This is a genomic window from Paenibacillus sp. FSL H8-0280 (genome assembly GCF_045040665.1).
GTDB lineage: Bacteria > Bacillota > Bacilli > Paenibacillales > Paenibacillaceae > Paenibacillus > Paenibacillus xylanexedens_A.
This window is the reverse complement of record NZ_CP150296.1, coordinates 1,015,551-1,030,219: the sequence shown is the minus strand read 5'-3', so window position 1 is coordinate 1,030,219 and position 14,669 is coordinate 1,015,551. Positions and strand designations below refer to the sequence as shown.

Below are 14,669 nucleotides of genomic sequence, written 5' to 3'. Positions count from 1 at the left end.
CGTTCAAATGAGTTTTCATAATCTCAAGATTACACTATCTGGAACCTTCAAGCCAATTTATGGCATAGAGTATCCTCTTTTCATATCCAAAAGACTACTCTGTGAGCGAAAATAGCTATTAATCGAGAAAGGAACGTTTGCAAGAAGATGCTTCTAGTAAAGGCTTATCGTTCTATGATGTTTTTAAGATAAACATTCAAACTGTCTTGTTCGACTTTAATAAAAAAAAGCAGAGTGAATAATCACTCTACTTTCTGAAAACCATTTTAACAAACAACTTTTCATTAAATCTTGTAGCTAATAGATCGCTATCGGTCCATAAGGACCATCGATAATTTCAATTTTCGTCTCGAAAATATCTGTTAAAATTTCGGGGTCCATCACTTCATCTACGGTTCCAAAAGCGGCGATTTGACCATCTTTCATGGCACATATTCGATCCGAATATTTGGCGGCAAAATTGATATCATGCATAACCGTCAGAATGGTTCTTCCAAATTCATTAGCGGCATATCTCAAATGCTCCATCATCCGAACAGAACGCGCAACATCCAGATTGTTCAAAGGCTCGTCCAAAAGTACATATTCCGTCTCCTGACACAAAACCATGGCGACATAAGCTCTTTGCCTCTGACCACCAGAAAGCTCATCTAAATATCTATTTTCCAGATCAGTTAAGTCTAGAAAATCAATATATTTAGAGATTATAGCTTCATCCTCATCCGTTAATCTTCCCTTAGAATAAGGAAACCGTCCGAATCCGGCAAGTTGTCTAACGGTAAGCCTTGTGACAAAATGATTTTCTTGTCGTAAAACCGTTACAATTTTGGCCAAGTCTTTTGACTTGGTCGTGGAAACATCCATATTGGCAACCTTGATCTGACCTTCGTCCAAATCCAAAAGTCTTCCGATCATCAGAAGTGTCGTCGACTTCCCCGCACCATTGGGTCCAATCAATGAAGTAAGACCGGCTTTGGGTATATGAATATTCAAAGGGCCTATCTCTACCTCGGCTGCATAGGACTTTTTGACATTATTGATCTGTATCATAAAGAACCCTTCCTTAAAATCACAATTAAAAATGTTAGTCCGCCAACCAATTCTATAATGATGGAAACAACACCTTGGGCATTGAAAACATGATTCATAATAAAGTATGCACCGGTTAAGATCACAAACCCTATCGCAAGAGCCATTGGGAAAACATATCTGTGATCATAGGTTTGCGCGGCCTGATAACTCAAAATCGCAACTAAAAATCCATAGAATGTAAGTGGTCCAACCAAAGCCGTCGAAATGGCCATCAAAATGGAAACCAGAACCAGCGTATAAATCACACTACTTTGATGTTTAGTTCCCAAGGAAGTTGAGACATCCTTACCCAGCGATAACACATTTAACCTCTTTGCATTAGCAAGCAACAGGATCGCTGCAATGATGACGATAGGAATCGCAATCGGGAAATAGGCAGAATCCGCATTATTCACGGAAGCAAACATTCTTGCCTGCAAAATATCAAATTCGGACGGTGCAAGAAGTCTTCTCATAAACGAAGATACGGATCTCAGCCCGGTCCCAATGATAATACCGACCAGAAGTAAAAGTTGTAAATTGCCGTATTTTCCGGAAAGTAGCCATCCATAAAGAATCAAACACATGATGACCATTGCAGCAACTTGATATAAGAAGGAATCAACACCGCTAAAATTCACAAATACCGTAGCACCAAGGAAAAATATAGTACTCGTATGAATGGTTGAATAAATAGCATCAAAACCTAAAAGGGACGGAGTTATAATTCTGTTATTCGTAATCGATTGAAAAGCAACCGTGGATAAACTTTGGCAAATTGCAGCGATAAGCATTGAAACCAGAGCGACTACCCTTCTTGTAACAACTGGTATAAAAGAAGGCGAGGACACCGGGACGGGATTGTTATAAACCAGTAGTCCAACCGATGCAAAAACGCCCAGAACAATCAATGTTATCAGCAAAATCCAATAACGCTTTTCTTCTTTCTTGGTACGGAAGGCTCTAGCTGATCTTTTTTTAGGACGACGGCTAGAATCGATTTCGATATTTAGTGGATTTCTACTTGCTAAGTCGCTCATCTTACCCTCCTTGTTGACCGCCTTTGTCTTAACAAAATGACAATAAATACGACGGCTCCCACTGTTCCAAGGATCATCGAGACAGGTATTTCAAAAGGCATGATAATGACACGAGACAGGATATCACACACAATGATGCTGCCCATCCCTAATAAGCACACCCATGGCAAATTGCTCCTGAGATCGTCACCCCTAAACATGGAAACGATATTGGGGACAATTAACCCTAGAAAAGGCAAGTTCCCAATGACAGCTGCAACGATTCCAACGGCCAGTGAAATAAGCGCAGTACCCAAAAGAATGATCCTGTCATAATTTACGCCAAGACTGGTAGCGACATCTTCCCCTAGTCCGGCTAAAGTCAATCGATCAGCAAAAACAAAAATAAGAATAGTCACCAATACAATGAGCCATAAATATTCGTACCTGCCAATTTGCACAGATGAAAAGGAGCCTGCAAACCAGCTTTCGATATTTTGAGTCATTTGGAATACAAGCCCAACGAAAGTTGAAAATGCAGAAATGACTGCTCCAAGCATCATCCCAATAATGGGGACAACCAAAGATGAACGAAGTTTAACTTTCTTTAGAAACATAAAAAAAATCATCGTTCCTATAAAAGAAAAAATGATTGCACCAGTCATTCTTAGTGTTAAGCTCGGTGCAGGAAAGACCAGATAAATAAACATGATCCCCAGACCTGACCATTCCATTGTTCCTGTTGTCGTAGGTTCCACCAAGCGATTCTGTGTAATAAGCTGCATGACCAGTCCTGCCATTGCCATGGCGGCACCGGTAAGCATTAATGCAACAGTTCGTGGGACACGAGTAATGAAGAACATCTCCATTCCATCAACTTGTCCTCGTATGTCATAGACTCCAATAAGCAGTGATGTAATGCCTAAAATAATAGTGGCTATAATCGCAATGATAAAAGGTATAGTCCATAGCTTTTTCGGATGATGACGCTGGGGTTGAGAATTCTCAACCCCAGCTAATTTTGGTATTAAATTTTTCTGCACTGCAGCATACTCCTTTTTACTGTTTAGCTAAAGCTTTCGTAAGGTTGTTAATCAACTCCAAGAAAGTTTCGATGGATTCATTGGTATACGTGTCGTTTGGAGCATAAACGATTTGTTTTTGAGTAATAGCAGTGGTGTTTTTCAGAGCGGGTGAATTATCAATAACGTCCTGAGCCGGAACGGCACCTTCTTCAGCAGATACAGCTGCATCCCGATCCAGTACGAAAATCCAGTCCGGATTACTTTGCGCGATCGCTTCAACAGAAATATCATCACCTTGATGATCAGAAGAAGATTTGTCCACTTCTAGTGCCGGAACCCAGCCGAAAATGTCATACAATGGTCCCCACACACGTCCAGTAAGAGGAGCTGAGAAACCGATGTTTCCACCAGAAACGACAACACTCATAATTTTATCTTCACCGTTATAAGCGGCCTTAGCTTCTTCAATAGCTTTATCAAAATCAGCAATCAGTTGGGCAGCTTCTTCTTGCTTCTCGAAAACTTTTCCCAAATTGGTTGTTGCATCTTTAAGGCCATTAACAAAGTTATCTCCAGGTGATGCTGTTTCTTCAAGCTCAATATTAAGGTCAATCACTGCTGCATTAGGCACTAATTTTTTGATGTCTTCATAGAAGCCAGCAAATCGTTGACCAACAATGACAAGGTCAGGCTGTATCGAAGCCAATAGTTCAAGATTTGGTTCGCGATGATTTCCAATATTTTGTACCGATTCATCCGCCACATATGGTGAATCCGCAGGCATTACATCCTTCGGCGCTGCTGCCAATTTGACGCCCCAAGTGGACAGAGTCTCAAATGTTCTGTTATCCAGAGCAACAACCTTCGTTGGATTTACAGGCACAGTTACCGTTCCATGAGCATCCGTAATTTCAACTGTTGTGGCTGTAGCTGTAGTAGCAGCATCGGAAGTTGTAGCCTCTGTATTCGCAGTATCCGTCGTAGCAGGTTCATTACTTGAACAAGCTGCCAACACCAACGTTAAAGCTGCAACCATGATAAACATTAATTTTGAAGAAATAGACTTTCTCATGTAATTTATATCCCCCTAGATTTAGAAAATTTGGATTCCCACGCAGCGTACTGCGTTGGATAAACTCAGTATCATATACCTCCTCCGACGTAAATTTAAAGAATAAACTTAACCCCTTTTCACTGTAATGCTGAGCAACAAAACAACAAATGATAGTGATTATCAATATCAATAGATTATATTATAACAAGTTAGAAAGCATTTTCAACAACCTAATTGTTTTAATTCATGGCGAAATTATGAACCAAACATTCCATTTTATGCATTTATATGCATAAAAATCGACATTTCAATACAAAAAAAGAAGCATCACTGTGTGATACTTCTTTTGCGGTAAGAACACTTTATACATTTATATTTCTCATCGAAATGTGTTAATTTTTCACCAACATTCTTATTTCATCGACTCAGATAATTCTGTGAAAATAACACCCAGCGCATACGCACCAGCATCCGGGTAGCCCAGACTACGATCGCCGACAGTACCCGCGCGGCCCATACGTGCCACGATGTCTTCCGTTTTCTTCGCACCTTCAACGGCTGCTGCTGCTCCTTTGGCAAATGCGGTTTTGAAGTCGTCTCCAGACTCTGCGCTTTGTGTCCAGGAATCAGCACACGGAACGAGTGCATCGATCAAGGTTTTGTCGCCTACAACGGCACCACGTCCGAAGGAGCGTTCTCCTGTGGATTGAATCCCCTGCACAGCTGCATGGATCATGTCAGCAAATTCAGCAACGTTCAACTGCTGTTTATCCCCTACTGCTTTGCCAGCCGCACGGAATGCCGAACCCCAGATCGGGCCGGATGCGCCTCCACAATATTCCATGATGACCAAGGAACACGCATCGAGGAATGAACCGATATCTTTTTTATCTTCGTTAATGATATGATTCCATTCGCGTTTCAACTGGCGGAAGCCTTTTGCCACACTCATACCGAAATCGCCATCACCGGCATGGGAATCCAGTTCACAGAACGGTACTTCGTTCTTGATGATGATCTCACCCATTTTATCGATCAGATAGACGACATTGTCCAGTGAAAATTGATTGCCCTTGATGACCGCAGCTGATGCATCTGTCTCCACTTCGTAAGATACGGGAGCGTCTTCACCCACAACAGCTTCCAGCGCTTCGGAATACGCCACTTGTGCTACCGGAGGGCCGGATACTTTAAATGCAGGGGTATCACTTTCCTTGAACAACAATGACTTCAATTCTTCATCCAGTTTCAGAATCGTAACCGATGCACCCGCCATATCAATACTTGTCATGTAGTTGCCCACAAACGTAGTAGCGACCTTCAGACCTGCATGTCCTGCAAGCTCACGTTGAACGGAATTGTTGAGCAAATACAGCTCTTGCAAAGGTGTTGCTCCAAAACCATTCACGAGTACTGCAATCTCCGCAGAAGCATCCTTATCCAGCTTCATATCTGCGAGCAATGCTTCGACCATACGTCCTGCCAATTCATCAGCCGAAACAATTTTCTCCCGGCGAATTCCTGGCTCGCCATGAATCCCTACGCCGAATTCCATCTCATCTTCAGCAATTTCGAATGTAGGCGTGCCTTTGGCTGGTACGGTACAGGATGTGAATCCAAAACCAATACTGCGCACGTTCTGAGCTGCTTTCTCAGCAACGGATTTCACATCTGCCAAACTACGGCCTTCTTCCGCTGCTGCTCCGGCAATCTTGTGAACCAGTACAGTTCCGGCAACACCGCGACGTCCAACGGTATACAAACTGTCTTGTACAGCAATGTCATCCTCAACACGCACATACTGTACGTCGATGCCATCCTCTTCTGCCAGATGCGCCGCATTCTTGAAGTTCATCATGTCGCCGCTGTAGTTCTTGATGATCAAAAGTGTACCCTTGTTGCTGGCTGTTGCCTTGATCGCTTGATATACCTGGATTTGGGAAGGAGATGCGAATACATCTCCACATACCGCTGCATCCAGCATCCCTTTACCGACATAACCAGCGTGAGCCGGTTCATGTCCGCTGCCGCCGCCACTGATCAGACTGACTTTATCAGCCTGAATCTCTCTGCGTTTGATGACTTTATATTTTTTTAGAAATTCCAGCTCCGGGTGTGCAAGGGCAATACCGTTGCACATTTCCATAACAACATGTTCGGCCTGGTTAATAATTTTCTTCATTATTTTACCTCCCGGCGAGCTGCTTTGTACTCACGACCCATTCGGTCAGCCGCTGCAATGGCAGCAGCCACTTCAGGAACGGTGATTGGGAACGGCATGGCGTGAATGGATTCTTCCGGAATACAAGCGATCTCGGCAACTTTCAACAACTCTTCCTGACTAATCGTGTCTACACCGATATCCGCCAAGCTGATCGGCAGTCCCACTTCGAGACAGAAGTCCATGACTTCATGCAGCTCTTCGGTTGGTGCATTTTCAAGGACGAGCTGTGCGATTGTACCGAAGGATACTTTTTCACCGTGGAAGAAGTGATGTGTGCCCTCGAGAACAGTCAAACCGTTGTGAATTGCATGTGCTGCGGCCAGTCCGCCACTTTCGAATCCAAGACCAGACAACAGAATGTTGGTCTCAACGATGTTTTCCAGCGCTTGTGTCACAACGTTGCTGTCACTCGCTACTTTCGCTTTTGCACCATCAGTCAGCAGCATTTCATAACACAATTTTGCCAGTGCAAGTGCCGCATTGGTACCTACAGCAGAAGGTGTATATCCTTCGCGGGAACCCATTGGCAGACTTGCGTTTACACGGGAATAGGATTTCGCTGTTGCTCTTGCTTCGAAGTATGTAGAGAGCGCATCTCCCATACCGGATACGAGGAAACGTGTTGGTGCATTGGCAATGACGGTTGTATCCACGAGAACCACACTTGGGCTTTGTTTGAAGTAAGCATAGTCATCGAAAGAACCATCCGGTGTGTACAATACAGCCGAGTGACTTGTCGGTGCGTCTGTTGCCGCAATCGTTGGGCAGATGATCAGTGCTTCGCCTTCAGCTACACATTTGGCCGCATCAATGGCTTTACCGCCACCAAGACCGATGGTAGAGTCACATCCTTTTTCCTTCGCGATCGCTTGCAGACGAGCAACTTCCTCACGGGAACATTCCCCTTTAAAACCGCTTTCAACAAATGTAATATTAAATTTCTCCGCTGTTGCATCAAGCTTTGCTTTGACACGCTGTACATCATCCGGATGTGCAATCAGCAAGGCAGATTCTCCGAAGGATTTAACAAAGTACCCCAGGTTCAACAATTCGTCTTCGCCTTGTACATATTTGGTTGGGCTGATAAATGCTTTTCTCATAATAATATATGCCTCCTAAGGATATGAAATAGTGTAGTGATTACATCAAATTTTAATTTCTTACAATTGACCTTAATATAACGCATGAGCAGCAGGTTTACAGTGGACTTTGATAACAAATTATTATAATTTACAATCGTAATTTTTTGCTTTTTGGCGCAATCATGGTATCTTATTGTCATGAGATGGTTGAATTTTGACCTCCCATTATACATTACCCGTCATCATTACTTCTTAATATGTACAACTTGCTAACTTTTAACGGCCTAAATTATGAATCAGGTTAGCCTATGGAGGTTGCACCAATGATTAAAGAATATCTGCATATCAATAAAATTCTGGACCTTAATAAATGGAAGCGCCTACAAGATTCTCTTGCAACAGTAACCAAACTGGCGATCCTCACCGTTGATTATAAAGGCATTCCCGTAACCAGTCACAGTAGCTGTCAAGCTTTCTGCCAGAATGTCCGTAAAGACCCGGAGCTTCTCCCCTACTGCCAAAAATGTGATTCACGCGGTGGTCTGGAAGCGGTTCGGTTGAATGAGCCCTACGTCTATCTATGCCATTTCAATATTATTGATATCGCGATTCCGATCACGATTGATGGCAAATATATCGGCGCGGTCATGGCAGGACAAGTGAAACTTGCCGATCCGGAAAAGGGTAGCGACTTGGAGCAAATTGTCACGTCCAAAAACGTACCCATGCATACAGCCAAGCTGGAGGAATTAAAGGATGATTACGCCCAGCTACCTGTGATGACCTATGAAGAGATTGTGAAAATCTCCAACATGTTATCCCTGCTCTGCAACTACATTGTGGAAGAAGCGCTCAACAAAAATTTGTTAGTTGAAATGTTCGAGAAAGCTTCAGGCAATCAGGAGTCTCTGAACCTCTCCACCATTCTGCCGGGTTACTCCATTCGTAATATCGAGTCGATCAAAAAAGAAATGACCAATGCGATAGCCGATGCTTATCTCAAAAATAGCCCAAGTGACACGGAAAGCTCCAGTCCGGTGCTCCAGCCTGCTTTTGAATACATTCACAGTCACAAGAGTGAACAAGTTTCACTCAAACAAATGGCCGATCTATGCCACCTGAGTCCGAGTTATTTCAGCAGGCTGTTTGCCAAGGAAACGGGTGAAAACTTCACCACCTACCTGGCAAAACTCAAGATTAAGTGGGCCAAGCAATTGCTGGAGGTCACCGACATGCCTGTCTCACAGATCAGTGATGAGCTGGGATTCAATGAATCGGGATATTTTATCAAAATATTCAAAAAGTTCGAGGAGATTACGCCTGCTCTCTATCGCAAATACCTCCAGGAGAAAATGTAGGTTCACTGATACTTTTTTCGTATCAAAGATGAGGTTAAAAGATATTTCACCTATTAATCTGCCATTGTTACAATGGAGTCCAGATGAATTAGGGAGGCGACATGAATGGAATATCGCAAATTAGGAAACAGTGGATTAACCGTCAGTGAGATTTCACTCGGCAACTGGATTACGCATGGAGCGCAAGTCGAGGATAGAATAGCAGAAGCTTGTGTACAAGCCGCATTGGATGCAGGTATTACCACATTTGATACCGCAGACGTGTACTCCAATACCAAGGCAGAATCCGTACTGGGACAGGCTCTTAAGGATGTAAGAAGAGAAAGTATTGAACTGTGCACCAAAGTCTGTCACCCAACCGGCACAGGTCATAATGACCGCGGACTTTCACGTAAACACATCATAGAAGCCTGCAATGGTTCATTACGGCGGTTACAGACGGATTATATCGATGTCTATTACGCTCACCGTTATGACTACAATACTCCGCTGGAAGAGACGTTTCTGGCATTCTCCGATCTGGTGCGTCAGGGCAAAGTTCATTACATTGGCGTAAGTGAATGGAACGCGGATCAGATTGCACGAGCAGCCGCTTTGGCGAAGGAACTTCATATCCCCTTCATTGCAAGTCAGCCCCAATATTCGATGTTGTGGCGTGTGATTGAGCAAGAAGTCGTACCTGCAAGCGATCAAGCAGGACTTGGACAGATTACATGGTCTCCTCTGGCTCAGGGTATACTATCAGGCAAATATGCGCCTAACGCAGCATTGCCTACCGGATCACGTGCAGCTGCTGAGGCAGGAGCACCCTTTTTCAATAAACTGGCTGGTCAGTGGTTACGTGAAGATGTTCTTACCGCTGTGCAACAGCTTGTTCCACTCGCTAAAGAGATTGGTCTAACTCTTCCTCAACTCGCTGTGGCGTGGGTTCTACAACATTCGTATGTGAGTTCCGTGATTATCGGTGCATCCCGACCGGAGCAGGTATTGGAAAATGTAAAAGCCTCCGGTGTGAGACTGGACTCTGAGATCATGACTCGTATTAATGAAATATTGAATCCATGGATTGAGCGTGATCCAGCCAAAACGGGTTAAACACATTCATCAACAAAGTTCATAAAACGGGATACCACTTCCTGATTCATATCCGTCCGCCATGCCGTGTACAACGGTACGGAGGGCGGATTTTCTTCTAATGGAAGAAAGACTACACCTTTACGCTGGAACACATCCACCGATGACGGAACAATAGAAACGCCCATGCCCGCCGCAACGAGATTCACAATCGTATACATTTGGATCGCTTCCTGTGTAATTCGAGGGTCTACGCCATGCTCCCTGCAATAATCCAGAACGAGACGATGGAACGGAGAACCCAGATGCCTTGGGAATAAAATAAAATCTTCATCCGCCATTTCTCGAATTGAAACTTGAGTCTGAGAAGCCATCGGGTGATGATCTGGCAATACGGCTATCAACGTTTCCATCTGACAGGGACGGAACGAGACATGACGAGTCTCTTCCTGATATCGCAAAAATCCAATATGGATCTGTCCGTCTTCCAGAGCCTGCAATTGTTGGGACGAAGTCATCTCACGCAGCGTCAATTCAATCTGCGGATACGCAGCGCGAAATTTCCTAAGGACATCCACCATAATGCTCCCCGAAGCCGAATCCACAAAGGCCACGGTTATATGCCCGATGATGCCCTGATCTGCCTTTTGTGTAAGCTGAATAGATCGATCAAGTTGGGCCAAGATGAGTCTGGCCTGTTCCAGAAATACGGCACCTGCTGGTGTGAGACGAACCATTTTTCTCGTACGTTCCAACAGCTTCACGCCAAGCTCCTCCTCTAAATTCTGAATCTGCTGGCTCAGCGGTGGTTGCGTCATATTTAATTTTTCCGCTGCACGGTGGAAATGAAGCTCCTCCGCCACAGTGATAAAGTATCTTAACTTTCGAATATCCATACGTCTGTTGCGCTTCCTTCCGTCTACCCTATTAATTCATCTGTTCCTGAATCCAGATTGCCGACTCGGCCAGCATCGTCATTAAATCATTAAAGTCCACAGCAACCTCCCTAAGAGGCAGTTCTCCTGCATCGTGGATCAACATCCAAACCTTGCCGGAGCTTTGATCCAGTATAGCCATACTGCCTTCACCAAATCCACCTATCGGGAAAGGCTGGAGGTCAGCTAGCAGCTCATATTCTTTCTCATATTCACGATATGCCTCCAGAAACTCGGGATAAGCCCAGTCCAGTTCTTTCACCGAATACAAGGCAGGATCGCCGAAGTTACATGCACCGAATTCGAGCAATAGCGCACGATACGCTGCGGGCAGTTTTACATTATGCTTTTGCTCAAAATTCTCAATGCTCTGTTGCGTATCAGGAGTGCACCCTTCTCCCATTGTCGTATCATAAGCTTTCACCAAAAGATCACGAATCGGTTCCAATTCTATCGACATCACTTGAACTCCCCCTTTTAGGTACCTTTCCCCACTGATCAGCCGTTGTGAATTCAATAGTTTTACTTGAAGCGCAACACCTTACAAAAAAAAAGAGTCGAACATTAAAATTAACTTTTTATCTCACCTGTTTACGCAACTCTTGGTCCAACCATTCCAGTGCCGCACGCAGCTTATCCTGGGGAACTTGCTCATAACGATCACCCGTAGACAATTCAAAGGCACAGCTGTTCCCACTTGTCTTGTTCAGATATGAAGTCATTCCTATGCCATACTGCTGAGCCATTTGCACAAGAATGGGTTCAACTTCGGCAGCAGCGAGCTCAAAGTGTACATGGAACATATTCGATACCGGTACCTCGGGTAAGGTTTGTATCCCGTGACACGCATTCAATAGGGAGGCGAGTTCTTGAGCCTGCTCGTAATACAGCTCCATTTTGCCAATCCGTTCATTGAAATAATACTGGGAACTCAGAATATACGGATACAGGCCGATCAGATCTCCGCCGTGCCGACGTTTCCATACTTTTGATTCTTGCATCACATCCGGATCACCCGCCAATATAGCCCCCGCAATACCTCCAATGCCTTTATAAAAGGAAACATACACCGTATCAAACAGACTGCAAATCTCCGCAGGCGTTTTCTGATAATAGGGAGTGATCTCAAACAGACGTGCCCCGTCCAGATGCAGCTTAATCCCTCGTTCACGGCAATAGGCCGAGATCGCTTCCAACTCTTCATACGCCGGCAATTGCCCACCAATCTCACGTTGCGGAAGTTCCAACAGCAGACAGGCAATGTCCTGATCAAGCGCTTGTACATCTTGCAAACGAATCAACCGATCCTTGTCCGCAAGCAAAATCGACTCAATCTGATGCAACTCTTTCAGTCCGTCTTCCTCATGGATTTCCAGATGACACAGAGGGTGGTAAGCTACTCGTTTTACACCTTTGCGGTCACACCAGATCCGTAATGCAATCTGCTGCACCATCGTTCCACTTGGGAAAAACACCGCTGATTCCTTGCCGAGAACGTCAGCCATCTGTTGCTGAAATTCTTCAATGATCGGGCCGTTGCCGTAGTGGTCACTGAACAACTCCCCATCAATCTGGTCCAGTACGTTCTGAAGCACCTTCACTTGGCGACTGCCGTGACCGCCCACAATAAAATCTACCTGATTAAAGGCATCAGCCAATGTTAACGTAGTATCCTCCAAAGTCATTCACTCCTTTATAGTGTGTGTTCAAAACCCAACTTTTGAACAACCTCTTATAATTCTGGTTCTGTAATGATCTGTACCAAAGCGCTTAGCGCACTAGATATATGTTCACCACGGGGATACACAAATCCTACTTCCAACCGGCAATAAGGATCGGGCAAAGATAACACTGTAATCTCACCTCTTGATTCTGCTTTGGTAACCGAAGAACGTGGCAGTAATGATACGCCGAGCCCGGCAGATACCCCATTCAGAATCGTGTCCAGTGTTCCATATTCCATGATGTTAAGCGTGTGGATACCCTGATCTTTCAAAAAAGATTCCGCCTGATCGCGATGAGTGCATCCGATCTCAAAAAACAACATTGGCCTGGACAATAACGTGTACATCTCATGTACTCCAGGTTCAGCGATCAACACCAATTCCTCGTCATACATCTTCATATAGTTCAGCTCAGGATGATCAATCGGGCCATATATTAAGGCACCATGCAATTCATGTTGAATGACCTTCTGGTTCAGTTTATGGGTCCCACCAGTGACAAGCGAATGCTGTACCTCCGGGTAGCATGAAGTATATTCAGCCAAGAGTGGCGTCAAAAAAGTGGAAGCTGCTGTCTCTATGGCACCCAGACGAAGTATGCCGGACGGTGGGTTACCTACTTGTGTGGCCTGCTCTGCTTCATATAATAATTCCAATATTCTATCCGCATACCCAAGCAGGTTCTCTCCTGCTGGTGTAAGCGACATCCCCCGATTGGAACGATGAAATAGAGGTACTTGCAGTTGGGTCTCCAACTGTTTAATCCGTGTTGTTACATTGGACTGCACATAATTGAGTGCGAGTGCAGCTTTACTGATACTACCTTCGCGGGCAACCGCCTGAAATATTTTCAAATCACCTGCATCCATACCCTGATCACCTGCTCGTCGTTATATCGGCATTCTGCATCATCCGATTCATGCAAAGTACTTATCTATTATTTTCAATGATACTGACAATCATTTTTGTTCATTTTACGTGAATCTGCCCCGTCTGTACAATGAGGCTCAGTAGTGAAATCTGGCTACACAGACAGGAGGAATATTGAACATGAAAGCTATTGTCCATTCGGCCCAGAGCGGCCTTGCAGGTCTTCAATATACAGAGTCAATCTCTCGGGCACCAGAAGCCGGGGAAGTGCAGATTCAATTAAAATCCGCTGGTATCAACCATCGGGATCTATTCATCATGGCAGGACGCGGTCCTCAGGACATCCCACTCGTTCCCGGTTCCGATGGAGCAGGTATTGTCGTAGCGATTGGCGAAAGCGTAAGTGGGTTCGCGATAGGAGATGAAGTCATTATCCATCCTACACTCGGTTGGGAACATGTATCTGAAGTGCCGACCGTACCCGATATTGTTGGTGGCCCTACGGATGGAACACTGGCTCAATATATAACGTTGCCTGCTGCAAATGCCCTGCCTAAGCCAGCCCACCTATCCTGGGAGGAAGCAGGTGTGCTTCCCCTTTCAGCGCTGACGGCCTATCGCGCCTTGTTTACTCGCGGCGTATTAAAGCAAGGTGAACATGTCCTCATTCCCGGTATTGGCGGTGGTGTAGCGACTTATGCCCTGCTCATGGCAGTAGCGGCTGGTGCCAAGGTGACTGTCACCTCCAGAAGTGAAGCCAAAAGAAATGAGGCACTGCGCTTGGGTGCTACCTATGCACTGAATAGTCATGCTGATTGGAATTTGCAGAACGATCTGGAACCTGTGGACATCATCTTGGATAGCATCGGACAAGCCATGTTCCCCAAATATTTTGATATAATCAGACCAGGTGGACGTATCGTGATGTATGGTGCAAGCTCGGGGGATGATCTGACCCTACCCATTCGCTCTATCTTCTTCCCGCAGATCAGTCTGATCGGCACCTCTATGGGTAGCCGTGAGGAGTTTATCCAAATGCTGCAATTCGTAGAGCAACATGACATACATCCTGTAATTGATAGCGTATATCCATTGCAAGACGTAGCAAAAGCGTTCGAACGCATGGAAAAAGGCGAGCAGTTTGGCAATCTTGGTATCCTTATGGAGTGACATCTATTTTGAGATGGGCCTTCATGAATTGGTGAAAATTGATTTACGATAATGGGGGGGAAT

At 44.8% G+C, this 14,669-nt stretch carries 13 protein-coding genes; 3 read left to right on the top strand and 10 right to left on the bottom strand.

Annotation, left to right across the window (positions count from 1 at the left end):
• Window positions 1–297 precede the first annotated feature (297 nt).
• The 6 genes from MHI12_RS04645 to MHI12_RS04620 all read right to left on the bottom strand — a co-directional run bounded on the left by MHI12_RS04645 (window position 298) and on the right by MHI12_RS04620 (window position 7,493).
• Entirely contained in the window at window positions 298–1,050 is a 753-nt protein-coding gene (locus tag MHI12_RS04645) for an ABC transporter ATP-binding protein (protein ID WP_405171681.1), read from the bottom strand.
• Entirely contained in the window at window positions 1,047–2,111 is a 1,065-nt protein-coding gene (locus MHI12_RS04640) for an iron chelate uptake ABC transporter family permease subunit (protein WP_062837495.1), read from the bottom strand. Before MHI12_RS04640 ends, MHI12_RS04645 begins: the two co-directional genes overlap by 4 nt.
• The gene (locus tag MHI12_RS04635; RefSeq protein ID WP_405171680.1) at window positions 2,108–3,133 is read right to left on the bottom strand and encodes an ABC transporter permease; all 1,026 of its coding nucleotides are present in this window, start codon (window positions 3,131–3,133) and stop codon (window positions 2,108–2,110) included. The genes MHI12_RS04640 and MHI12_RS04635 overlap by 4 nt, the downstream gene beginning before the upstream one ends.
• Before the next feature lie 16 nt (window positions 3,134–3,149).
• Window positions 3,150–4,187 (bottom strand): siderophore ABC transporter substrate-binding protein, encoded by a 1,038-nt coding sequence (locus MHI12_RS04630; protein ID WP_405171679.1) that lies wholly within the window; start codon window positions 4,185–4,187, stop codon window positions 3,150–3,152.
• Between the two features lie 394 nt (window positions 4,188–4,581).
• Complete coding sequence (dhaK, locus tag MHI12_RS04625) at window positions 4,582–6,351, bottom strand: dihydroxyacetone kinase subunit DhaK (RefSeq protein WP_405171678.1); 1,770 nt, start codon at window positions 6,349–6,351, stop codon at window positions 4,582–4,584.
• Complete coding sequence (locus tag MHI12_RS04620; protein ID WP_017690500.1) at window positions 6,351–7,493, bottom strand: glycerol dehydrogenase; 1,143 nt, start codon at window positions 7,491–7,493, stop codon at window positions 6,351–6,353. Before MHI12_RS04620 ends, dhaK begins: the two co-directional genes overlap by 1 nt.
• A 305-nt stretch (window positions 7,494–7,798) precedes the next feature.
• Between MHI12_RS04620 and MHI12_RS04615 the strand changes: the two genes are divergently transcribed.
• Both MHI12_RS04615 and MHI12_RS04610 read left to right on the top strand, forming a co-directional pair.
• The gene (locus MHI12_RS04615) at window positions 7,799–8,833 is read left to right on the top strand and encodes a PocR ligand-binding domain-containing protein (RefSeq protein ID WP_405171677.1); all 1,035 of its coding nucleotides are present in this window, start codon (window positions 7,799–7,801) and stop codon (window positions 8,831–8,833) included.
• A 105-nt stretch (window positions 8,834–8,938) separates the two neighbouring features.
• Window positions 8,939–9,928: an aldo/keto reductase family protein gene (locus MHI12_RS04610; RefSeq protein WP_405171676.1), complete on the top strand. Its 990-nt coding sequence runs from the start codon at window positions 8,939–8,941 to the stop codon at window positions 9,926–9,928.
• On the opposite strand, the gene MHI12_RS04605 is transcribed toward MHI12_RS04610, so the two are convergent.
• The 4 genes from MHI12_RS04605 to MHI12_RS04590 form a co-directional block, all read right to left on the bottom strand.
• Window positions 9,925–10,803, bottom strand: a complete 879-nt coding sequence (locus MHI12_RS04605; protein WP_405171675.1) for a LysR substrate-binding domain-containing protein — start codon at window positions 10,801–10,803, stop codon at window positions 9,925–9,927. The two genes, MHI12_RS04610 and MHI12_RS04605, sit on opposite strands and share 4 nt — an antisense overlap.
• A gap of 31 nt (window positions 10,804–10,834) precedes the next feature.
• Window positions 10,835–11,302 (bottom strand): SMI1/KNR4 family protein, encoded by a 468-nt coding sequence (locus MHI12_RS04600; RefSeq protein ID WP_405171674.1) that lies wholly within the window; start codon window positions 11,300–11,302, stop codon window positions 10,835–10,837.
• Window positions 11,303–11,420: 118 nt separating this feature from the next.
• The gene (locus tag MHI12_RS04595) at window positions 11,421–12,527 is read right to left on the bottom strand and encodes a threonine aldolase family protein (protein ID WP_405171673.1); all 1,107 of its coding nucleotides are present in this window, start codon (window positions 12,525–12,527) and stop codon (window positions 11,421–11,423) included.
• Between the two features lie 47 nt (window positions 12,528–12,574).
• On the bottom strand, window positions 12,575–13,435 hold the full coding sequence (locus MHI12_RS04590; RefSeq protein ID WP_405171672.1) for a LysR family transcriptional regulator: 861 nt from the start codon (window positions 13,433–13,435) through the stop codon (window positions 12,575–12,577).
• Window positions 13,436–13,616: 181 nt separating this feature from the next.
• Between MHI12_RS04590 and MHI12_RS04585 the strand changes: the two genes are divergently transcribed.
• Window positions 13,617–14,606 (top strand): zinc-binding alcohol dehydrogenase family protein, encoded by a 990-nt coding sequence (locus tag MHI12_RS04585; protein WP_405171671.1) that lies wholly within the window; start codon window positions 13,617–13,619, stop codon window positions 14,604–14,606.
• Window positions 14,607–14,669 lie beyond the last annotated feature (63 nt).

Coding starts and splice junctions, on each gene's coding strand:
- MHI12_RS04605 (WP_405171675.1), bottom strand. CDS start 10,803: ATGGATATTCGAAAGTTAAGATACTTTATCACTGTGGCGGAGGAGCTT.
- MHI12_RS04585 (WP_405171671.1), top strand. CDS start 13,617: ATGAAAGCTATTGTCCATTCGGCCCAGAGCGGCCTTGCAGGTCTTCAA.
- MHI12_RS04610 (WP_405171676.1), top strand. CDS start 8,939: ATGGAATATCGCAAATTAGGAAACAGTGGATTAACCGTCAGTGAGATT.
- MHI12_RS04620 (WP_017690500.1), bottom strand. CDS start 7,493: ATGAGAAAAGCATTTATCAGCCCAACCAAATATGTACAAGGCGAAGAC.
- MHI12_RS04630 (WP_405171679.1), bottom strand. CDS start 4,187: ATGAGAAAGTCTATTTCTTCAAAATTAATGTTTATCATGGTTGCAGCT.
- MHI12_RS04645 (WP_405171681.1), bottom strand. CDS start 1,050: ATGATACAGATCAATAATGTCAAAAAGTCCTATGCAGCCGAGGTAGAG.
- MHI12_RS04590 (WP_405171672.1), bottom strand. CDS start 13,435: ATGGATGCAGGTGATTTGAAAATATTTCAGGCGGTTGCCCGCGAAGGT.
- dhaK (WP_405171678.1), bottom strand. CDS start 6,351: ATGAAGAAAATTATTAACCAGGCCGAACATGTTGTTATGGAAATGTGC.
- MHI12_RS04615 (WP_405171677.1), top strand. CDS start 7,799: ATGATTAAAGAATATCTGCATATCAATAAAATTCTGGACCTTAATAAA.
- MHI12_RS04640 (WP_062837495.1), bottom strand. CDS start 2,111: ATGAGCGACTTAGCAAGTAGAAATCCACTAAATATCGAAATCGATTCT.
- MHI12_RS04600 (WP_405171674.1), bottom strand. CDS start 11,302: ATGTCGATAGAATTGGAACCGATTCGTGATCTTTTGGTGAAAGCTTAT.
- MHI12_RS04595 (WP_405171673.1), bottom strand. CDS start 12,527: ATGACTTTGGAGGATACTACGTTAACATTGGCTGATGCCTTTAATCAG.